A 20383-nucleotide genomic window follows, 5' to 3' on the forward strand; every position below is an offset into this window, starting at 1 on the left:
GGATTGTGCCGCAGGCGCGATCCCTGAAATTCATCAAGGCTGCGCTAGCGCCTGCTCCAGTACCGACAGCACCTTTTTGATCTGCTGTATCTGCAATCCGCCAAACCCGAAAAACATAACAGCATCGCTATTCTCCCTACGCCATGCGGCTCCTGAGCCATTTTCAATATCTGGCAGAGTGTCAAAGCGGATCCCTGCCAGCAGGCAGCGCTGTTGCAGCCTGGCTATCATATCTGGGTGTCTGTCAACGCGTAACGAGAGGTGCAGACCCGCCGTTGCGCCAGCGATTTTCCCTGACGGAAACAGAACAGAAAGGCCATCACGTAACAGATTGAGGCGCGCCGCATAGTTGCAGGCCAGCTTGCTGATGTGCGAATAAAACACCTGATTTTGCATTAATTCGGCTAAAAATTGCTGCAATAGCCACTGACTGCCGTTGTTGTTGAGCGCTTTCATATTCTTTACTGCCGGGAGCAGTTCATCAGGACAAATGAGATAGCCAAGACGCGTTCCCGGCCCCAGCGTTTTGGAAAATGTCCCCATGTAGATAACCCGGTTGTGATAATCCATAGCTTTCAGGGCAGGAAGGGGGTTCTCGCCATAGGTAAAAACAGCATCGTAGTCGTCTTCAAGGATATAAGCGCCGACGCGCTGCGCCCACGTCAATAATGACTGACGGCGCTCCAGCGAAAGGACGCTTCCCATTGGATACTGGTGAGCCGGAGTCACATAGCAAAGCTGGGTTTCATATTCGGGTAATTTATCTGTTTGCAGCCCGTGGTTATCTACAGCAATTGACGTAATGTCTGCACCGTAATAATTAAACAGATGCCATGCGCCAGAATAGCAAGGGGATTCGGCCACAACGTGGCACTTTTTTTGCTGACTGACGGCATGATGAACAATAAATATTTGACTGAGCAGCGACAATCCTTCCTGAATCCCATTGGTAATGATGATATTCTCCGCCCGGGTATTAATGCCGCGAGATAAATTAAGGTACCTGGCTAGTTGCTCACGCAGTGAAAATAATCCATTTGATGAATGATATCGGGTAAACAATTGCTCTTTAAGTACGCTTGGCGCGTTATTCCATTTTCGCCAGCTTGCCCAGGGAAAAGCATTGGGATCGGGGACGCCCATCCGGCAGTAGCACTCCCGCCCAGGCTCTGCGTAAACATCGGTAGAGACCCCGGCCGCTTTTGGTGTTACTGGCGGAGAGCCCTGGGGTACGGACACATGCGCTGGGGTTACACGTACAGGCGTGGTGAATATCACCTCATAGCCAATGCCGTGTCGGCTCTTAATTAATCCAGCCGCCATCAGCTTATCATAGGCCATCACTACCGTTATTTTGGCACTGTTCAATGCCTGAGCCTGCTCGCGAATAGAGGGGAGTTTATCTCCACACAGCAAATCACCCCGCTGAATGGCCTGTAAATAAAATTGAAATATCTGCAACTGCAGCGGAGTCCGGCTTTCTCTATCGAGAGTCAGTTTGAGCATGATAAATTCCTTATTTATAGATGGTGATTATATTACGGACTTCTGCTCTTTACTATTTGACGAACCTCATAGAGTGGATGCTGTTCCTATAATCTGCCTTCGCTGTCTCTATTTTTGATTTTTATTATCCCTTAGCGTGTCGCTATTAAAAAAATGGAGGCAAGCATGTCGTGGATAAGAAAAAACGCACTATGGTGCGCATTCGCCGGGGCGGTAGCAATGGCCCTGGCTATTTGGGGAACGTGGCAAGGCGTTCATTACACCAGTTCTACCGAGTTTTGTTTATCGTGTCACTCGATGCGCATATCTGGCGAGGAGTATAAAACCAGCATGCATTTTCGCAATGCTTCAGGTGTGCGTGCGGAGTGTAAGGATTGTCATATTCCGCCAGGCATCGTCCCAACGCTGGTTCGTAAAACGCAAGCCTTAAACGACCTCTACCACACCTTTATCTCTCCTTCGATCGATACCCCGGAAAAATTTGCCGCAAAGCGGGCGGAGTTGGCCCAACGAGAATGGGCGCGCATGAGCGCGAATAATTCTGCGGCGTGTAAATCCTGCCATAGCTACGAGGCAATGGATCACGGCAAGCAATCGGCAAATGCAGCGGCGCAAATGACCGCGGCGGCGGCAAAAGACAGTAACTGTATCGATTGTCACAAAGGCATTGCCCATCACAAACCCGATATGAGCAGCGGTTTTCGCGATCGTTACCAGCAGCTGCAGCGTCAGGGAGAGCAGTTACCCACGGCGACGACGCTGTATTCGTTAGGCGAAAAATCACTGACTGCGACAGCAGAGAGCCCGGCAGGTAAAGCCATGCTGTACCCGGCAACGCAAGTGCGTGTGCTGAAAAGAGAAGGGAAAAACGTTCAGATAGAGCTGACCGGCTGGCGGGAAAGCAAAGGACGGGGACGGGTGATTACCCAGTATATGGGTAAACGCGTTTTTGCTGCCGTATTAGATGCCTCGCTGATGAGCAATGTGAAGGTTGAGCAAACACAGGTTGATCCGGAGTCACATCAGGAGTGGCAGCAGGTAAGCGTGATGGCCTGGAGTTCAGCGGAGGGGTTTACCGACAATATTGACCCCCTCTGGCAATACGCCGATCAGATGTTGCAATCCACCTGTAGCGCTTGCCACAGCACGCCGCCGCCGACTCGTTATTCCGCGAATGGCTGGATCGCCGGACTGAAATCCATGTCCACCTACTACCGGCTTAGTCCGGTGGAAGACCGTACGTTGTTGAAATATCTCCAGACTCACGCCAGCGATATACCTCAACCTAACAATTCAAAAGGATAATTTATGGATATTCATGATTTTAATCCGTCACGTCGACGGTTTTTAAGCGGAATGCTGGCAGTCGGTGCCGTCAGCGCTTTAGGGCCAAATCCACTGATCTCAAAGGTCTGGGCAGCGGGTGAAAACCCGGAGCAATGGATCCAGTCTGGCTCGCACTTTGGCGCTTTTGAAGCCAAAGTCGTGAACGGTGAATGGGTCGATACCCGCCCCTTCAAACATGACAAATACCCCTGCGATATGCTCAATGCCGTTCGGGAGGTGGTCTACAACCCATCGCGCGTGCGCTACCCGATGGTGCGGCTGGACTGGCTGCGCAAGCGTGAAAAGTCAGATCGCAACCAGCGCGGCGATAATCGCTTTGTCCGTGTGAGCTGGGATCAGGCGTTGGATCTGTTCTATGAGGAGCTTGAACGAGTACAAAAGACCTACGGATCTTCTGGTGTCTTTACCGGGCTGGCGGACTGGCAAATTGTTGGCAAATATCATAAGGCCGGCGGCGCGATGGATCGGGGACTCGGCTTGCACGGTAGCTATGTAACGACCGTCGGCGACTACTCGGCAGCCGCAGCGCAGGTGATTTTGCCGCATGTGATTGGTTCGCTGGAAGTTTATGAGCAGCAAACGTCACTCCCGCTGGTTATCGAAAATACCCAAACCATCGTGCTGTGGGGCTGCGATCCTATCAAGAATCTGCAGATCGAGTTCCTGGTTCCCGATCACGATGCGTTTGGCTATTGGCAGCAGATTAAAGAAGCGGTTGCGCAGGGTAAGATGCGCGTTATCAGCGTTGATCCGGTGCGTAGCAAGTCGCAAAACTATCTTGGCTGTGAGCAGCTGGCGCTGCGACCGCAAACGGATGTCGCATTATTGCTGGCGCTGGCGCATACCCTGTACGAAGAAAAACTGTATGACGTGGCGTTCATTAACGATTATACCGTGGGCTTTGAACAGTTCTTGCCGTATCTGCTTGGGGAAAGCGACAAGCAGCCGAAAAATGCCGAATGGGCGGCGGAAATCTGCGGCCTGACGGCGGAGCAGATCCGCGACTTCGCCCGCCTGCTGGTCAAAGGCCGGACACAGTTTATGGGCGGCTGGTGCGTGCAGCGTATGCACCATGGCGAGCAGTATCCGTGGATGCTGGTGGTGCTGGCCAGCATGGTTGGCCAAATTGGCTTGCCGGGCGGCGGAGTAGGGTTTGGCTGGCACTATAACGGCGGCGGGACGGTCACCTCTGGCGGTCCCGTCCTGTCCGGCCTCGGGAGCATCAACAATCCCCCGGCCGCGAAATACAAAGCGGATTTCCGCGGCGCTTCAGAGCATATTCCTACCTCGCGAATGATTGATTGTTTGCTGGCGCCAGGCAAAAAGATCGCTTTCAACGGTGAAACATTAATTTTCCCTGATATCAAAATGGCGATTTTCAGCGCCGCCAATCCGTTCCATGCGCAGCAGGATCGTAACCGCATGATCGAAGCGTGGAAGAAGCTGGAAACCGTGGTAGTTCTGGATCATCAGTGGACAGCATCCTGTCGTTTTGCCGATATCGTCCTGCCTGTGACCACGCGCTTTGAGCGTAATGACATTGAGCAGTTCGGTACACACTCGAATAAAGGGCTGATGGCGATACATCAGGTGGTTAAACCGCAGTTTGAAGCGCGACATGACTTTGATGTCTTTGCCGGTCTGTGCAAACGCTTTGGTCAGGAAGAGACATACCGCGAAAAGCGGGATGAAATGCAGTGGATAAAAGCCATTTATGATGAGGGCGCGAAAACGGGAGCGTCCCTTGGCGTGAGTATGCCGAACTTCGAGAGCTTCTGGCAGGGCGAAGGATACATTGAATATCCTGCCGGGAAGCCGTGGGTGCGTCATGGAGAATTTCGCGAACAGCCGGATATCAACCCGTTAGGAACACCCTCTGGTCTGATTGAAATTTACAGCAAAACCATCGCGGGCTTTGCCTACGAGGACTGCCCGGGGCATCCGGTGTGGATGGAACCCTTTGAGCGTACCCATGGCAGCAAAACAGATAAATATCCGCTGCATCTGCAGTCCTGTCATCCGGATAAACGTCTGCACTCCCAGCTGTGCTCAAGCGAGGCGTTTCGTAACACCTATGCGGTGGCAGGAAGAGAGCCGCTGTACATGAGCGAGTCGGATGCCCGCGCACGTGGCCTGAAAGCCGGGGATATTGCGCGCGTGTTTAACGCCAGAGGCCAGGTGCTGGCCGGGGTGGTGATCAGTCCGGATTACGCACCTGGCGTCGTCCGGATTCATGAAGGCGCGTGGTATTCGCCGCAGGAAGGCGGGAAAGCGGGCACATTATGCACTTATGGCGATCCGAACGTGCTGAGTGCGGATATCGGTACATCGCAACTGGCGCAGGGGCCTTCGGCGCATACGGTGCTGGTCGAGGTGGAGCGGTACCAGGAGAATGCCCCGCAGGTCACAGGCTTTGGCGGGCCGGAGGTTGTGAAAGAGGAGGGGGCAAGTGCAGCATAATCATATTCATCGACAGCGGGCGGCGGTGTACCAGTGGTTTTCGCAACTGCTGTTCCGCGAGCTGGACGAGGAGCAACTCATCCGCCTTGAAAGTGGGGAAAGCCGAAAGTGGCTGGCGTCGTTGACGGCTATCCCTGGGTTATCCGTTGATGTCAAAAACCTGGAACGTAGTCTCGTTCGGGCGCTGCGCCGGGAAAGCCGACAGCTGGAGCTGGCGGCGGACTATGCCTCGTTGTTTTTGCTGGCACTTCCTGGCGGTGTTTCACCTTATGCGGGGTATTATCCGCATACGACCGCGCCTGAAGAACGTAAGGAAATGAATGTGCTGTTAGTCGAGTATGGGCTGACCCCGCAGGACAACGAGCCTGCCGACCATATTGCTGTACAGCTGGCACTGATGGCGAGAATGGTTACCAAAAAGGAGACGTTATCGGCGCAATATTACTTTTTGCATCATCACATTATGTGCTGGGCACCCCTGCTACGGGAAAGTTGTTTACAGCGGGACGAAGAGGGGGTTTATCCTCAGGCGGTTAACGTCATAACGCATTTTATGCGTGAGGATGAGCTGTATCTGGAATCTCTGTTGATGGATGATTTTTACCTCAGCAGCCAGGGCTGAAAAGAACAAAGGGACAGCAAATGCTGTCCCTTTTCACCGCTGTCGCAGCAGAAAAATTAGTCTGCGCGGCCCATGTAGCGACGTTCTTCGATATGGATACGGATTTTTTCGCCTGCACTCAGATATTCAGGAACCAGGATAACCAGACCGGTGCTCATGGTCGCTGGTTTGTTACGCGCACTTGCTGACGCGCCTTTAATGCCTGGTGCCGTTTCAACGATTTCCAGGTCTACCGTTTGCGGCAGTTCAAGCGCCAGCAGCTGGCCGTCCCAGGTCAGTACCTGCATATCCGGCATTCCGCCTTCCGGGATGAATAGCAATTCTTCTTCGATCTGGTCTTTGGTGAAGGTATACGGGGTATAGTCTTCTTTATCCATGAAGACGTATTCGTTGCCATCGACATAGGAGAAATCAACGCCACGACGGCTCAGGGTGACGGTATCAACGATGTCATCACCTTTGAAGCGCTCTTCAACTTTCAGACCGGTACGAACATCAGAAAAACGCATTTTGTACAGCGTGGCGGCGCCACGTGCGGTTGGTGATTGAATATCAATATCTTTTACAATCAGCAGTTTGCCGTTGTAATTCAGTACCATACCTTTTTTAATTTCGTTCGCTCTTGGCATCGAAAAAATCCTGTAATGAGGAGTGTCTAAAATATCGCGTAAAACTACTCGCGCCGGGGCATTCAGGCAAGCGGAATTGATGCTTTTGCTGGTGCCCAAAAGGTGTTACTGTGCGCTTCCTGCACAATCCGATGGTTTACGATAAAGAGAGTACTGTATGGAATGCCGTCCGGATTGTGGTGCATGTTGCACCGCGCCTTCAATTTCCAGTCCCATCCCCGGCATGCCTGATGGCAAGCCCGCTAATACGCCATGCGTTCAGCTGGATGAATCCCTGCGTTGTAAAATTTTTGCTTCGCCTCTGCGGCCAAAAGTGTGCGCCGGTTTACAGCCCAGTGCGGAAATGTGCGGACAGACGACGCACCAGGCCATGGTCTATCTCATCGAGCTCGAGGCGCTGACCGCACCTTAAACGTCTTTGATGCGCGTCAGACACGCGACGGTGGCGACGATCATCACCAACGCAAACCAGAATACCGCGTGATAGTTCCAGATTTCAGCGGCAATACCCGCCAACGATCCGGCAATAATCCAGCCCACGCGAATGGTATTTGTATAGAGAGTTGTGGCTGAACCCGCTTGTCCCGGCATCAGATCCTGGAAATAAAGCATGCCAATCCCGCCGAGGATGCCGATATAAATCGCGTTCAGCAGCTGTAAGCCAAGTAATATCGCCGGAGAGTGGGCTAACAGCATGCCGGCATAAAAGAAAAATCCGGCGACAACGGCGATTCTCATCAACAGGCGTTTGCCCAGACGCTTCGCGAAGTATCCGGCAATCAACATGGTTGGGATTTCCAACCCCGCGGCAGTTCCCATCATGATGCCCGCCAGCTTTTCCGGCAGATGCAGTTCGTTGATAATAAACAACGGCATATTAATGATATAGAGACTGTTAGTCCCCCACATTAATGTGCAGATAACAAACAGTAGCAGCGTGTCGCGTCGATTGCGGCGCGGGGCTTCTACCGCGCCTGTCGCGAGAGGCACGTTTTTACTCATCGAGGGTAAGAACAGCCAGACCATTACGCCGCAGACAACAAACGCCACCGCCGCGCTGAGGTACATCACCGTAAAGCTAAACCCCATGGCGAGCGCGTAGGCCAGCGGCGGGCCAATCACCCAGGCCAGCGAAACCTGCGCACGTAATATTGAACTGAACATGACGGCTTCCCGACCCGTACGGTCGGCGTGCTCGCGGGCGAGAGCAAACATTTGCGGGTTGGCGGTCGAACCGAAGCTGCTGAGGAATACCCCGACAAACAGCAGAATAAAATAGTTACGGTTCCAGGCGAACAGCACGCAGGCCAACATCCCCAGCACGCAGCAAAACACAATCAGGTTTTTGCGATCGCCTTTTTTATCTGAACGTCCGGCCAGAAACTGACTCACCAAAATGCCGATCACGGCGCTACCGGTAAAAAAGAACCCGACCATGCCGGGACGGGCATGGACTTCATCCGTCAGAAAAAGGCTGAGCGTTGGCGTCTGCAACGCACCGGCGATACCCGTCAGAAATGCGACAAGCAGGAACGCCGAAGACGTTAAATCAAACGCCTTGGGTGTGGCGGCTACGGGGGTGTTGTGCATGTTTTGATATCAATAATGTGAAGAGACGCGGAGTTTACGCTGCTTGTCAGAAAATAAACAGGGAGCCAAATCAAAATCGGCATCAAAAATCAAAATAGCATTTCAGTCAGAGAAAGCAGTTTGCTGACGCTGCTGAATCTGACAGGCTGACGCCGTTTTTGCGTCAGCAATTTTTTCTCCTCCGCGGAAAAAATGTGCGTTATCTCTAAATTCAGCAAGTAATTTGTCAACTTTACTTGTGTGCTGAAGAAAAAAGAGCAAGACTTCTTGAAACGTTTCAGCGTCATCTCGCCATAACTGATGGAGTCAGGTGACGCCTTTTTTCTCATGTTAGCTGAATCGTTTCAAATCAGCGGGAGAGGAGAACCATGTTCCAGTTATCTGTTCAGGATATTCACCCGGGCGAACAGGCCGGGAATAAAGAAGAGGCTATTCGCCAGGTTGCCGCTGCCTTAGTGCTGGCAGGTAACGTAGCGGAAGGCTACGTCGATGGCATGCTGGCGCGTGAACAACAGACGTCCACGTTCCTCGGCAACGGTATTGCTATTCCTCACGGTACGACGGACACGCGCGATCGGGTGCTGAAAACCGGCGTGCAGGTGTTTCAGTTTCCGCAGGGTGTGATCTGGGGTGAAGGGCAGGTTGCTTATGTGGCAATCGGCATCGCCGCCAGCTCTGATGAGCACCTCGGTTTACTGCGTCAGCTGACGCACGTGCTGAGCGATGACTCCGTCGCTGAACAGCTGAAATCTGCGACCACGGCGGAAGAGTTGCGCGCGTTGCTGATGGGGGAAAAGCAAAGCGAACAGCTGAAGCTTGATAACGAAACGCTGTCGCTGGACGTCGTTGCCAACTCGCTGGTCACGCTGCAGGCGCTCAACGCCGCACGGCTGAAAGAGGTCGGCGCGGTTGACGCCACCTTTGTGGCCAGAGCCATTAATGAGCAACCGATGAATCTCGGTCAGGGGATCTGGCTGAATGACTGTGCTGAAGGCAATGTGCGCAGCGCCGTTGCGGTCAGCCGCGCAGCAACAGCGTTCGATGTACAAGGCGAAGCGGCAGCCCTGCTGGTGACCGTCGCCATGAATGACGAACAACCGGTTGCGGTGCTGAAGCGCCTTGGCGATCTGCTGCTGAATAATAAAGCTGACCGTTTGTTGAAAGCCGATGCGGCAACGGTGCTGGCGCTGCTGACCAGCGATGATGCCTTAACTGATGATGTACTGAGCGCCGAATTTATAGTGCGCAATGAGCATGGTTTACACGCCCGCCCGGGCACCATGCTGGTGAATACGATTAAACAATTTAACAGTGAAATTACCGTGACAAATCTTGATGGAACCGGCAAGCCGGCGAATGGACGCAGTCTGATGAAAGTTGTGGCATTAGGCGTGAAGAAAGGACATCACCTGCGCTTTACCGCCCAGGGTGAAGATGCTGAACAGGCGCTGAAAGCGATTGGCGAAGCCATCGCGGCGGGTCTTGGGGAGGGCGCGTAATGAGCAGACGTGTTGCTACTATCACCCTTAACCCAGCCTACGATCTGGTGGGTTTCTGCCCGGAAATTGAACGCGGTGAAGTGAACCTGGTTAAAACGACCGGTCTGCATGCGGCAGGGAAAGGGATTAACGTCGCTAAGGTTCTGAAAGATTTAGGTATCGATGTAACGGTGGGCGGTTTCCTCGGTAAAGACAACCAGGATGGTTTTCAGCAGTTGTTCAGCGAGCTGGGTATCGCCAACCGTTTTCAGGTTGTACAGGGGCGTACGCGTATCAACGTTAAGCTGACCGAAAAAGACGGCGAAGTGTCCGATTTCAATTTCTCCGGCTTTGAAGTCACCCCGGCTGACTGGGAACGCTTTGTGAATGACTCGCTGAGCTGGCTGGGCCAGTTCGACATGGTGTGCGTCAGCGGCAGTTTGCCGACCGGCGTTAGCCCGGAAGCATTCACCGACTGGATGACGCGCCTGCGCAGTCAGTGTCCTTGCATTATCTTTGATAGTAGTCGTGAAGCATTAGTGGCCGGTCTGAAAGCGGCACCGTGGCTGGTGAAACCAAACCGTCGTGAACTGGAAATCTGGGCAGGCCGTAAGCTGCCAGAAATGAAAGATGTGATTGAAGCTGCACATGCGTTGCGCGAACAGGGTATTGCTCACGTGGTGATTTCACTTGGCGCGGAAGGTGCGCTGTGGGTTAACGCTTCGGGTGAGTGGATTGCTAAACCGCCGTCAGTCGAGGTGGTAAGCACCGTAGGCGCGGGTGATTCAATGGTTGGCGGCCTGATTTACGGCCTGCTGATGCGTGAATCCAGTGAACACACCCTGCGTCTGGCAACCGCTGTTGCCGCCCTGGCGGTAAGCCAAAGCAATGTGGGCATTACCGATCGTCCTCAGTTGGCCGCAATGATGGCGCGTGTCGACTTAAAACCGTTTAACTGACAGCAGGAGAGGCATAATGAAAACGCTGCTGATTATTGACGCTAATCTCGGCCAGGCTCGCGCTTATATGGCGAAAACCCTGCTTGGAGCGGCGGCGCAGAAAGCACATCTGGAAATTATTGATAATCCTAATGATGCCGAACTGGCAATTGTTCTGGGCGACACGCTTCCTGCCGACAGTTCGCTGAACGGCAAAAAAGTCTGGCTGGGCGATATTGGTCGTGCGGTTGCGCATCCTGAACTTTTCCTCAGTGAAGCGAAAGGCCACGCAAAACCTTATAGCGCTCCGGTTGCGACAGCGTCCGTGGCCAGTAGTGGTCCAAAACGCGTGGTGGCGGTGACGGCTTGTCCAACTGGTGTTGCCCATACGTTTATGGCCGCTGAAGCTATTGAAACGGAAGCGAAAAAACGTGGCTGGTGGGTGAAGGTTGAAACCCGTGGTTCTGTTGGCGCAGGCAATGCCATTACGCCGGAAGAGGTGGCTCAGGCGGATCTGGTGATTGTGGCGGCTGACATTGAAGTTGATCTGGCGAAGTTTGCCGGAAAACCAATGTACCGTACTTCTACTGGCCTTGCGCTGAAGAAAACGAAGCAGGAGCTGGATAAAGCGCTGGAAGAAGCAACGCCGTACCAGCCTGCCGGCAAAGCGCAGTCTGCAACCACTGAAGGTAAGAAAGAGAGCGCTGGCGCGTATCGTCACCTGCTGACGGGCGTATCCTACATGCTGCCGATGGTGGTTGCTGGCGGTCTGTGTATTGCACTCTCATTCGCTTTTGGTATCGAAGCGTTCAAGGAGCAGGGTACGCTGGCGGCCGCGCTGATGCAGATTGGCGGTGGTTCAGCTTTCGCGCTGATGGTGCCGGTTCTGGCGGGCTACATTGCGTTTTCCATCGCTGATCGTCCGGGTCTGACGCCTGGTCTTATCGGCGGTATGCTGGCGGTGAGCACCGGTTCCGGCTTTATTGGCGGGATTATTGCCGGTTTCCTTGCCGGTTATGTGGCGAAGCTCATCAGCACGAAGCTGAAACTCCCGCAGAGTATGGAAGCGCTAAAACCGATCCTGATCATTCCGCTGCTCTCAAGCCTGGTGGTTGGTCTGGCCATGATCTACCTGATCGGTAAACCAGTGGCGGGCATTCTGGAAGGTCTGACCCACTGGCTGCAAACCATGGGAACCGCGAACGCGGTGCTGCTTGGAGCGATTCTTGGCGGCATGATGTGTACCGATATGGGCGGTCCGGTTAACAAAGCGGCGTATGCTTTCGGTGTGGGCCTGCTTAGTACGCAAACCTATGCGCCGATGGCGGCGATTATGGCGGCGGGTATGGTGCCTCCGCTGGCCCTGGGGCTGGCAACGCTGGTGGCGCGTCGTAAGTTCGACAAAGCGCAGCAGGAAGGCGGTAAAGCTGCGCTGGTACTGGGCCTGTGCTTTATTACCGAAGGGGCTATCCCATTCGCTGCCCGTGACCCGATGCGCGTTTTGCCTTGCTGTATCGTTGGCGGCGCGATTACCGGGGCTATCTCGATGGCGGTGGGGGCTAAGCTGATGGCGCCGCACGGCGGTCTGTTCGTGCTGTTAATCCCTGGCGCAATCACTCCGGTGGTTGGATACCTGCTGGCCATTATTGCCGGTACGCTGGTAGCCGGTCTCTCCTACGCGGTGCTGAAACGCCCGGAAGCAGAGGTTGTGGCAAAGGCGGCCTGATTTAACGCTGACATCCGGGGCAGAGATTTCTCTGCCCCTTTTTTTATCCATAAGATCTGCTTGGTAGTGTTAAACCGGTTCAGGCAATCATTGGCGCGATGATAAAACCAAAGGCAACGCCAGCAATGATCCCGCCAAGCCCTGGCAACATAAACGGATGGTTTAAGACATACTTACCCACGCGCGTTGTCCCGGTGGTGTCGAACTCCATTGCCGCCAGCGAAGTCGGATAAGTTGGCAGAACAAACACGCCGGTCACTGCGACATAGGAAGCCAGAATGGCCCATGTGGGTACGCCGAGCGCGACGGCAAGAGGGATAATCAGCGGCGTGGTGGCTCCCTGCGAATAGAGAAGCGCGCAGGTACCAAACAGCACCAGCGCCAACAGCATCGGATAAGCCCGTAGAATATCGCCCGCGATATCCTTTATCCCCGTTAAGTGGGCATCAATGAAAGTTGTGCCCAGCGTAACAATACCCAGAATCACTGCCAACGAACTCATACCCGCCCGAAACGTGGATGTCAGGACAATCGCGTCTGTTGATGTTTTACATAGCACCACCATCAGACACGCGGCAGCTAGCATGCAGATAATGATAATATCCCGGGTATTCATGGGGTTACCTGCATCGAATCCAGGGCGCAATTGAGGGCATGCGGCAAGAATAACGATGACCACCGTTGCCAGCATAAACAGGGCGACTGACAGTCTGGCACCTGGCGTTGTGCTGTTTTGCCCTGCATATTTACGCACCAGTCCTTTTTGCAGGCGTTCCAGATAGACTTCATCATCCTGTAGCTCACATCCCTGACGTGAGGCGATAAAAGCGGCGACCATCGCGGCGACAAATGAGGCAGGCAGACAAACCGCCATGACCTGAATAAAGCTGATACCGTTGCCTTCCATAATAGTCAGCATAGCGGCCATTGCGGCACTGATCGGCGAACCGGATATCGCCACCTGAGAAGCGACTACGGAGCCTGCGAGCGTACGAGAAGGGCGAATACCTGACTCTTTGGCAACTTCGGCAATCACTGGCAGAGTAGAAAAGACGATGAACCCTGTTCCCGCCATAATCGTCATCGACCAGGTAATAATCGGCGCAATAATATTGATATATTTAGGGTTACGGCGCATAAAATTACCGGCAATGCGAACCAGATAATCCATGCCTCCGGCGGCCTGTAGCGCCGATGCCGCCACCACCACCGTCATAATAATAAGAATAACGTCAACGGGTGGTGAACCAATTTGCAGCCCAAATCCCAGCGTTAAAATAGCCAGCCCCAGCCCGCCACATAAACCAATACCAATTCCGCCAAGGCGGATACCGAAAAATATTGCGCCCAACACTACGATAATTTCTAGCCAAATCATAATGGCCTCCGCCAGAGAGTAATTTGTAATTAAAATGGATTTTTATTTAATGCAACAATTAAACAGGTAGGGACATTCATTGTGCCAAAAGGTGATTTTTACCCACGCGTTTCTCGTACCATTTAATACCGGCACGAACCAACGAACCGGTTGAATCAATATATTTTTCAGGTGACTTTTTGACGGCTTCAGCAAGAATGACAGGAACTTCAGTACATCCGAGCACGATGACTTGTGCCCCGCGTGAGAAGAGTGCTTCAGCCTGTTCATTCATCAGCGTTTGCGCCCGCTTAGCATCACCAGCTTTTAAGCAATAAATGCTTTCCATCACTTTTTCCTGACTGGATGAGTCAGGGCTGATGCAGGTTAACCCATGAGATTCTATGCCTTTTTGATAGAGGCCCATGTATAAAGTGGCGTTGGTGGCGAGTAATCCGACTTGCGATTTCCCGCAGTTTTTAACCTCATTGATGGTCGTTTCAACGATACTGAGCAACTCTGTATGGCAGCACGCTTTTAATTCATTAAACCAAAAGTGGGCGGTGTTACAGGGGATCACAATACACTCGGCGCCAGCATCTTCGAGTTTATGCATATAATCGCGCATTGCCGGAAGAGGGGAATGACCATGATGCATTAACGCGTCGGTTCGGTCAGGAATGTCAGGAATAGATGAAATAATTAAGGGGATATGTTCCTGGTCACGTTGCGCAGCGGTAAAAGTGACGAATTTATTAAACAGATCGACCGTTGCAGCAGGTCCCATACCACCAAGCACGCCAATTAAACCTTTCACGATATATACCTCAATTCACCGATGATTAATATTCAGAGCCGGGTTGTGTCTGCTGATAATGTTTAACAGCAGTGAGACGTGAGGAGAAATGCAATAATGTATGGCTTAATGCAAAAACCGCATGACTGTGGTTTATTGTGTAACCTCAGCAGGCCGGTATTAGGCCAGAGGCTCCGCGTTACGCGGCGGACAAGCGGTCGTAACCGATAGGGAGAGAAGTATGTTAATGTTAAAAATGAAGCCTTGATGCAAAAAACGAATCACCAGGCGCTAATGATGAATGTCATCTTCGGAACTATTCAGGCATGATGCTTTAAGGCTAATAGGCATATTTAAATATCCGCGTGATAAGCATGAAAAATATTGAGACAAAATGGTTATATGACTTTCTGACGTTGGAGGCATGCCGTCATTTTTCCCAAGCGGCTGAGGAGCGCAACATATCCCAACCGGCATTTAGTCGGCGGATCAAGGCGCTCGAATCAGCCGTGGGTGTGCTGCTTTTTGATCGCACAACGAGCCCACTGCAACTCACGGAGGAGGGCAAGCTATTTCATTCGCAAACCCGTAGTTTGTTGCAACAGCTGGAATGTAATCTGGATGAGCTAAGCGGCCACAATTTACTGGGTGTACCCAATATCAAAATAGCGGCGGCACATTCTCTGTCGCTGACGATGTTGCCCAGATTGGTGCACTCAATGGCGGCCTGGGGTGAGGAGTTTGTCTATCACGTTGAAGCTATTGATGTTGTTCAGGCGGTGAATACTCTGCGCGAGGGTAAAAGCGATTTTATTATCTCCTTTCGGGATGAAGACTTAATGCAGTCACCTTTCTGCGGCTTGAAGGTTTTTGAGTCTGAACTGTACCCCGTGTGTGCTGCTGATGCGCAGGGTAAGGCGTTGTTTGATATCTATCAGTCGCAGGCGCCGATTCTGAACTATACCAGCACATCCTACATGGGAAGATTGGTAAACCGTCATCTGGCGGAAGTAGGTGGCATTTCAGCCCGTACGCTGTTTATGTCTTCAATGAGTGAGTTATTAAAAAATATGGCATTGGATGGGCATGGTATCGCCTGGCTGCCGGCGTGGACAATCGTAAACGAACTGCGCGAAAAGCGGCTGGTTTGTCTGCAGACGCCGGAACTGATGGTGCCTATTCAGGCTTACATTTACCGAATGGATACCCGGTTGAATAAAACGGCTGAGCACTTCTGGCGGATTTTGTACAACCATATGCCAGAGGACCTTGTTTCGCTCAGTTGATACGAACCGGATCGCCTGTCGCATCTGAAAAATCTCCGGTTATGCCGGAGTTAAACTCTTTAGACTGCTTGAATTGTGTACTACCTCTCATTTTCTCTTTCCTTTACAGACTGTATCTATAAAAAATTGTGATTCTGTTCATATCTATTGAGTTTAGATCTTGAATATGGATTTACTTTGTCAAAAACACGCTTACTATGAACACATGTTTGATAGTGAACATGTGCTCTAATAACCTGATGTGTGGCGTTGGTTATTTTTAACGAACTCATTTGTGGCAAGTTAATTGCCAGGGGACGTGCTATGCGTGAAAAGGAATACATAGTAACTATTGGCTCGGCCAATATGGATGTTGCTGGGTATTCGCATGCTTCTCTAAATTATGCGGATTCGAATCCAGGAAAGATAAAATTCACCCCCGGCGGAGTTGGACGTAACATTGCACATAATCTCGCGCTGCTGGGGAAAAATTCATGGTTACTGACGGCGGTTGGTAATGATTTTTATGGACAATCGTTATTGGCGCAAACCAATCAATCCGGAGTTCATGTTGATAAGTGTCTTATCGTTCCCGGAGAGAATACGTCCAGTTATTTATCATTGCTTGATAACACCGGTGAAATGTTGGTTGCCATTAATGATATGAGCATTACCGAACATATTTCAGCAGATTTTTTATCACAGCATCATGATTTTATTCGGCAGGCGAAAGTCATCGTCGCCGATTGCAATATCAGCGAAGATGCCCTGGCATGGGTGCTGGAAAATGCCGGAGAGGTTCCGGTGTTTGTTGACCCGGTATCGGCATGGAAATGCGTCAAAATTCGCGAGCGGCTTGGACAAATTCACACTCTTAAACCCAACCGGCTTGAAGCCGAAACGCTAAGCGGTATTGCGCTTTCCGGGCGTGATGACGTGGGTAAAGTCGCCGCCTGGTTTCATGATCGCGGCTTAAATAGGCTGGTGCTCAGCATGGGCGGTGACGGTGTTTATTACAGTGATATTGCGGGAAGTCGTGGTTGGTCGCTGCCGATTAAAACTCACGTCATTAATGTTACCGGGGCTGGCGATGCGATGATGGCTGGACTGGCTTCCTGCTGGGTAGACGGCATGCCCTTTATTGATTCGGTTCGATTTGCGCAGGGTTGTTCATCAATGGCGTTAGCCTGTGAATATACCAATAACCCTGATTTGTCTGTTGCGAATGTAAGCTCATTAGTGGAGAACACAGAATGTCTGAATTAACTCTTTCCTCTGAATTATTACAAATATCTCCAGAAGTACAGGAAGCATTAAACAGTAAGAAGCCGATTGTTGCACTTGAATCAACCATTATTTCTCATGGTATGCCATTTCCGCAGAATGCCCAGACAGCGATTGAAGTAGAAGAAACTATTCGTAAACACGGTGCGGTTCCTGCGACCATTGCCATTATTGGCGGAATAATGAAAGTTGGTTTAAGCAAAAATGAAATTGAGCTGCTTGGGCGAGAAGGTCATAGCGTTACGAAAGTAAGTCGTCGTGATTTGCCGTTTGTGGTCGCGGCAGGAAAAAATGGTGCAACGACTGTTGCCTCAACCATGATTATTGCCGCCCTGGCGGGAATTAAAGTATTTGCGACAGGGGGAATAGGTGGGGTTCATCGTGGTGCTGAACATACCTTTGATATTTCCGCGGATCTGCAAGAACTGGCGCATACCAATGTCACGGTAATTTGTGCCGGGGCGAAATCTATTCTTGATCTCGGCTTAACTACTGAATATTTAGAAACCTTTGGTGTGCCGTTAATTGGTTATCAAACCAACGCGTTGCCAGCATTTTTCTGCCGTACCAGTCCGTTTGAGGTCAGTATCCGTCTGGACAGTGCGCAAGAGATTGCCCGTGCCATGGCGGTGAAATGGCAAACGGGTCTCGACGGCGGTCTGGTTGTTGCGAACCCCATCCCAGAGCAGTTTGCGATGGCCGAAGAGAAAATTAATGCGGCAATCGATCGGGCGGTAAAAGAAGCGGAAGATCAGGGCGTTGTGGGCAAAGAGAGTACGCCGTTCCTGTTAGCGCGGGTTGCAGAGCTGACCGGTGGTGACAGCCTGAAATCAAATATTCAGCTGGTGTTCAACAATGCGGTACTGGCCTGTGAAATTGCGAAGGAGTATCAGCGCCTCGTCTGACAGAGTTTCCCGGGCAGAATGCGGTCGCCCGCGAATATCAAACCTACCAAAACCTGGCGATAACGCCGGGTTTCCTGGCATGAAGGGAATTTCATTATGGATATAATGAGAAGTGTTGTGGGTATGGTGGTATTACTGGCCATCGCGTTTCTGCTGTCAGTAAATAAAAAACGTATCAGTCTGCGCACGGTCGGGGCTGCACTGGTACTGCAAATCGCAATCGGCGGCATTATGCTGTACTTCCCGCCAGGAAAATGGCTGGTTGAACAGGCTGCGCTCGGTGTCCACAAGGTAATGTCATACAGTGACGCGGGAAGCGCATTTATCTTTGGCTCCCTGGTAGGGCCAAAAATGGATGTGCTGTTTGACGGAGCCGGGTTTATCTTCGCTTTTCGGGTGCTTCCGGCCATCATTTTTGTGACCGCACTGATCAGTCTTCTCTACTACATTGGCGTGATGGGGCTGTTGATCCGCATCCTCGGCGGTATTTTCCAGAAAGCGCTGAACATCAGTAAGATCGAGTCATTTGTCGCCGTAACGACGATTTTCCTCGGGCAAAACGAGATCCCGGCGATAGTGAAGCCGTTTATTGACCGCCTGAATCGCAATGAGCTGTTTACCGCTATTTGTAGCGGGATGGCCTCGATTGCTGGCTCAATGATGATTGGTTACGCCGGAATGGGCGTTCCGATTGACTATTTGCTGGCGGCATCGTTGATGGCAATCCCTGGCGGTATTTTGTTCGCGCGTATGCTGAGTCCGGCTACTGAAGAATCTCGCGTCACCTTTGAGAACCTGTCATTTACTGAAACGCCACCGAAAAGCATCATCGAAGCAGCGGCGAGCGGAGCGATGACCGGGCTGAAAATTGCTGCTGGCGTGGCGACGGTCGTAATGGCATTTGTTGCCATTATCGCGCTGATTAACGGCATTATTGGCGGAATTGGTGGGTGGTTTGGCTTTGGTCATGCCACTCTGGAAGGGATCTTTGGCTATGCGCTAGCCCCGCTGGCGTGGATTATGGGTGTGGACTGGGGCGATGCGACGCTGGCAGGCAGCCTGATCGGACAGAAGCTGGCGATTAATGAGTTTGTCGCTTATCTCAACTTCTCGCCGTATCTGCAAACGGGTGGAACGCTGGATGTGAAGACCATTGCGATTATCTCGTTTGCGCTGTGCGGTTTCGCTAACTTTGGTTCGATTGGCGTTGTCGTCGGGGCATTTTCGGCGATAGCGCCACAGCGTGCCCCGGAAATCGCGCAGCTTGGCATGCGCGCGCTGGCAGCAGCAACGCTGTCAAACCTGATGAGCGCCACTATAGCCGGTTTCTTTATCGGGCTGGCATAGCGAAAATAATGCCGGATACGCGTAGCGCCATCCGGCATTACATTTAAGCAGTTTGCAGCAAATACAAGGCGTTATCTGCTGAGAGGGTTGGGTTGTTGATGCTGACGCTGGCTCGCGATAATGCCGCGCAGGCCATGGCAAAGTGAGCGCTTTCACGAAATTCACTACCTTCCAGAAAGCTGTACAGCAATCCCGCCATAAAAGCATCGTCGGCGCCAAAACTGTCTACAACCGTATGCTCAGGAGGCGTCAGTAAAAACTGTTCTCCGTCCTTTTCGCTGCAAAAAACGGATTCATCTTCCAGGCAAACAAAGATTCGTTTTACCCCTTGCTGATGGAGACTATTGACGGCCAGTACGCGATCGGCATCTGAATGAATAGGTTGACCCCACAAAATCGCCAGCTCTTTCTGCGTTGGTTTTAGCGTATGAATACGCGTAAACCAGGTCTTCATTTTTGCCGCTTTGAACTCTGAAACGGTGTCAATGAATACCGGAATATCATCAGCAATAGTAAAGACCCACTCAATGGCTTCGGCAGTCAGATTGCAATCAGCCAGTACGACACCGGAATGGCGGATCAAATCTCGCGAACTGTTCAGTAACTGCGGCGTCAATTGTTGCAGGATATGGGTATCGTTAATTGCCAGTACGGTCTCTTCCTGCTGATTAGCGATCGACAGGTAAGTTGAGGTGTTATGTCCATGCAGGCGTATGCAACTGGAAACGTTAACACCGGCCTGACGCGTTTGTTCCAGCAATGTTTCGCCATAGAAATCACTGCCAACAGCGGAAATTAAGTGGACGTCACGGCCCAGCAGCGCCAGGTTGTGGGCGATGTTACGTCCCACGCCGCCTGCCGAGCAGTGAATGCTACCAGGGTTAGAGGCAGCCTGAGGATAGTGGATGTCAGCAACACCACGAATATCCATATTGATCGCCCCAACAACCACGCAATAATCCTGTTCGGTAAGGATATAACCTTTACCTTTGATCATGCCTTTACGCATCAAATCCATAATATGCGCAGCAACGCGTGAACGGCTGATCTGCAAAATATCGGCGATTTCATTCTGCTGAATCAACGGATTGCGACGCAGGATCTTAAGGATCTGCTTTTCCCTGTCGTTCATG

The 20383-nt window shown here is 51.8% G+C and carries 17 protein-coding genes; 11 read left to right on the plus strand and 6 right to left on the minus strand.

Annotated features, from left to right (window positions below; genetic code table 11):
* Positions 1-33: 33 nt before the first annotated feature.
* A complete protein-coding gene (pdxR, locus tag GFC06_RS12275; protein ID WP_103766556.1) occupies positions 34-1506 on the minus strand; it encodes a MocR-like pyridoxine biosynthesis transcription factor PdxR in 1473 nt (490 codons plus the stop codon).
* Positions 1507-1671: 165 nt separating this feature from the next.
* Between pdxR and torC the strand changes: the two genes are divergently transcribed.
* The 3 genes from torC to torD are packed head-to-tail and all read left to right on the plus strand — an operon-like array spanning position 1672 to position 5935.
* The gene (gene torC, locus GFC06_RS12280; RefSeq protein ID WP_103766555.1) at positions 1672-2811 is read left to right on the plus strand and encodes a pentaheme c-type cytochrome TorC; all 1140 of its coding nucleotides are present in this window, start codon (positions 1672-1674) and stop codon (positions 2809-2811) included.
* Positions 2812-2814: 3 nt separating this feature from the next.
* Positions 2815-5313 carry a trimethylamine-N-oxide reductase TorA gene (gene torA / locus GFC06_RS12285; protein WP_153690200.1) on the plus strand — a complete coding sequence of 833 codons (2499 nt, stop codon included), beginning with the start codon at positions 2815-2817 and terminating at the stop codon, positions 5311-5313.
* Positions 5303-5935 (plus strand): molecular chaperone TorD, encoded by a 633-nt coding sequence (torD, locus tag GFC06_RS12290; protein ID WP_153690201.1) that lies wholly within the window; start codon positions 5303-5305, stop codon positions 5933-5935. Before torA ends, torD begins: the two co-directional genes overlap by 11 nt.
* A gap of 56 nt (positions 5936-5991) precedes the next feature.
* Here torD and yeiP read toward each other — a convergent pair whose 3' ends face one another.
* On the minus strand, positions 5992-6564 hold the full coding sequence (gene yeiP / locus GFC06_RS12295; protein WP_016153740.1) for an elongation factor P-like protein YeiP: 573 nt from the start codon (positions 6562-6564) through the stop codon (positions 5992-5994).
* Positions 6565-6721: 157 nt separating this feature from the next.
* Here yeiP and GFC06_RS12300 point away from each other — a divergent pair, with 157 nt between their 5' ends.
* Entirely contained in the window at positions 6722-6976 is a 255-nt protein-coding gene (locus GFC06_RS12300; RefSeq protein WP_016153739.1) for a YkgJ family cysteine cluster protein, read from the plus strand.
* Here the strand turns inward: GFC06_RS12300 and setB are convergent.
* On the minus strand, positions 6973-8154 hold the full coding sequence (setB, locus tag GFC06_RS12305; protein ID WP_016153738.1) for a sugar efflux transporter SetB: 1182 nt from the start codon (positions 8152-8154) through the stop codon (positions 6973-6975). The genes GFC06_RS12300 and setB overlap by 4 nt on opposite strands.
* Positions 8155-8522: 368 nt before the next feature.
* Here setB and fruB point away from each other — a divergent pair, with 368 nt between their 5' ends.
* Genes fruB through fruA form a run of 3 tightly spaced genes read left to right on the plus strand, consistent with a single transcriptional unit; the run spans position 8523 to position 12296 of the window.
* On the plus strand, positions 8523-9653 hold the full coding sequence (fruB, locus tag GFC06_RS12310) for a fused PTS fructose transporter subunit IIA/HPr protein (protein WP_016156988.1): 1131 nt from the start codon (positions 8523-8525) through the stop codon (positions 9651-9653).
* Entirely contained in the window at positions 9653-10591 is a 939-nt protein-coding gene (gene fruK / locus GFC06_RS12315) for a 1-phosphofructokinase (RefSeq protein WP_003834544.1), read from the plus strand. Before fruB ends, fruK begins: the two co-directional genes overlap by 1 nt.
* 16 nt (positions 10592-10607) lie before the next feature.
* Complete coding sequence (gene fruA / locus GFC06_RS12320) at positions 10608-12296, plus strand: PTS fructose transporter subunit IIBC (RefSeq protein ID WP_016153736.1); 1689 nt, start codon at positions 10608-10610, stop codon at positions 12294-12296.
* 79 nt (positions 12297-12375) lie between these two features.
* Here the strand turns inward: fruA and GFC06_RS12325 are convergent, their stop codons facing one another.
* On the minus strand, positions 12376-13674 hold the full coding sequence (locus tag GFC06_RS12325) for an anaerobic C4-dicarboxylate transporter (protein ID WP_047500971.1): 1299 nt from the start codon (positions 13672-13674) through the stop codon (positions 12376-12378).
* Between the two features lie 76 nt (positions 13675-13750).
* Complete coding sequence (cuyB, locus tag GFC06_RS12330) at positions 13751-14470, minus strand: cysteate racemase (protein ID WP_153690202.1); 720 nt, start codon at positions 14468-14470, stop codon at positions 13751-13753.
* Between the two features lie 353 nt (positions 14471-14823).
* Between cuyB and hypT the strand changes: the two genes are divergently transcribed.
* The 4 genes from hypT (at position 14824) to GFC06_RS12350 (ending at position 19250) form a co-directional block, all read left to right on the plus strand.
* The gene (hypT, locus tag GFC06_RS12335) at positions 14824-15735 is read left to right on the plus strand and encodes a hypochlorite stress DNA-binding transcriptional regulator HypT (RefSeq protein WP_019077233.1); all 912 of its coding nucleotides are present in this window, start codon (positions 14824-14826) and stop codon (positions 15733-15735) included.
* Positions 15736-16038: 303 nt separating this feature from the next.
* Positions 16039-16980 (plus strand): pseudouridine kinase, encoded by a 942-nt coding sequence (locus GFC06_RS12340; protein ID WP_016153731.1) that lies wholly within the window; start codon positions 16039-16041, stop codon positions 16978-16980.
* Positions 16968-17903: a pseudouridine-5'-phosphate glycosidase gene (locus tag GFC06_RS12345; protein WP_153690203.1), complete on the plus strand. Its 936-nt coding sequence runs from the start codon at positions 16968-16970 to the stop codon at positions 17901-17903. Before GFC06_RS12340 ends, GFC06_RS12345 begins: the two co-directional genes overlap by 13 nt.
* Before the next feature lie 96 nt (positions 17904-17999).
* Positions 18000-19250 (plus strand): NupC/NupG family nucleoside CNT transporter, encoded by a 1251-nt coding sequence (locus GFC06_RS12350; RefSeq protein ID WP_047359178.1) that lies wholly within the window; start codon positions 18000-18002, stop codon positions 19248-19250.
* Between the two features lie 43 nt (positions 19251-19293).
* On the opposite strand, the gene GFC06_RS12355 is transcribed toward GFC06_RS12350, so the two are convergent.
* On the minus strand, positions 19294-20382 hold the full coding sequence (locus tag GFC06_RS12355) for a sugar kinase (protein WP_047416236.1): 1089 nt from the start codon (positions 20380-20382) through the stop codon (positions 19294-19296).
* Position 20383: the final 1 nt, after the last annotated feature.

This window comes from Citrobacter braakii (assembly GCF_009648935.1).
Taxonomy (GTDB): domain Bacteria; phylum Pseudomonadota; class Gammaproteobacteria; order Enterobacterales; family Enterobacteriaceae; genus Citrobacter; species Citrobacter braakii.

What these genes read in the sequence shown, in the direction of transcription:
- pdxR (WP_103766556.1), bottom strand. Translation starts at nt 1,506, where the DNA reads ATGCTCAAACTGACTCTCGATAGAGAAAGCCGGACTCCGCTGCAGTTG.
- torC (WP_103766555.1), top strand. Translation starts at nt 1,672, where the DNA reads ATGTCGTGGATAAGAAAAAACGCACTATGGTGCGCATTCGCCGGGGCG.
- torA (WP_153690200.1), top strand. Translation starts at nt 2,815, where the DNA reads ATGGATATTCATGATTTTAATCCGTCACGTCGACGGTTTTTAAGCGGA.
- yeiP (WP_016153740.1), bottom strand. Translation starts at nt 6,564, where the DNA reads ATGCCAAGAGCGAACGAAATTAAAAAAGGTATGGTACTGAATTACAAC.
- GFC06_RS12300 (WP_016153739.1), top strand. Translation starts at nt 6,722, where the DNA reads ATGGAATGCCGTCCGGATTGTGGTGCATGTTGCACCGCGCCTTCAATT.
- setB (WP_016153738.1), bottom strand. Translation starts at nt 8,154, where the DNA reads ATGCACAACACCCCCGTAGCCGCCACACCCAAGGCGTTTGATTTAACG.
- fruB (WP_016156988.1), top strand. Translation starts at nt 8,523, where the DNA reads ATGTTCCAGTTATCTGTTCAGGATATTCACCCGGGCGAACAGGCCGGG.
- fruK (WP_003834544.1), top strand. Translation starts at nt 9,653, where the DNA reads ATGAGCAGACGTGTTGCTACTATCACCCTTAACCCAGCCTACGATCTG.
- fruA (WP_016153736.1), top strand. Translation starts at nt 10,608, where the DNA reads ATGAAAACGCTGCTGATTATTGACGCTAATCTCGGCCAGGCTCGCGCT.
- GFC06_RS12325 (WP_047500971.1), bottom strand. Translation starts at nt 13,674, where the DNA reads ATGATTTGGCTAGAAATTATCGTAGTGTTGGGCGCAATATTTTTCGGT.
- hypT (WP_019077233.1), top strand. Translation starts at nt 14,824, where the DNA reads ATGAAAAATATTGAGACAAAATGGTTATATGACTTTCTGACGTTGGAG.
- GFC06_RS12340 (WP_016153731.1), top strand. Translation starts at nt 16,039, where the DNA reads ATGCGTGAAAAGGAATACATAGTAACTATTGGCTCGGCCAATATGGAT.
- GFC06_RS12345 (WP_153690203.1), top strand. Translation starts at nt 16,968, where the DNA reads ATGTCTGAATTAACTCTTTCCTCTGAATTATTACAAATATCTCCAGAA.
- GFC06_RS12350 (WP_047359178.1), top strand. Translation starts at nt 18,000, where the DNA reads ATGGATATAATGAGAAGTGTTGTGGGTATGGTGGTATTACTGGCCATC.
- GFC06_RS12355 (WP_047416236.1), bottom strand. Translation starts at nt 20,382, where the DNA reads ATGAACGACAGGGAAAAGCAGATCCTTAAGATCCTGCGTCGCAATCCG.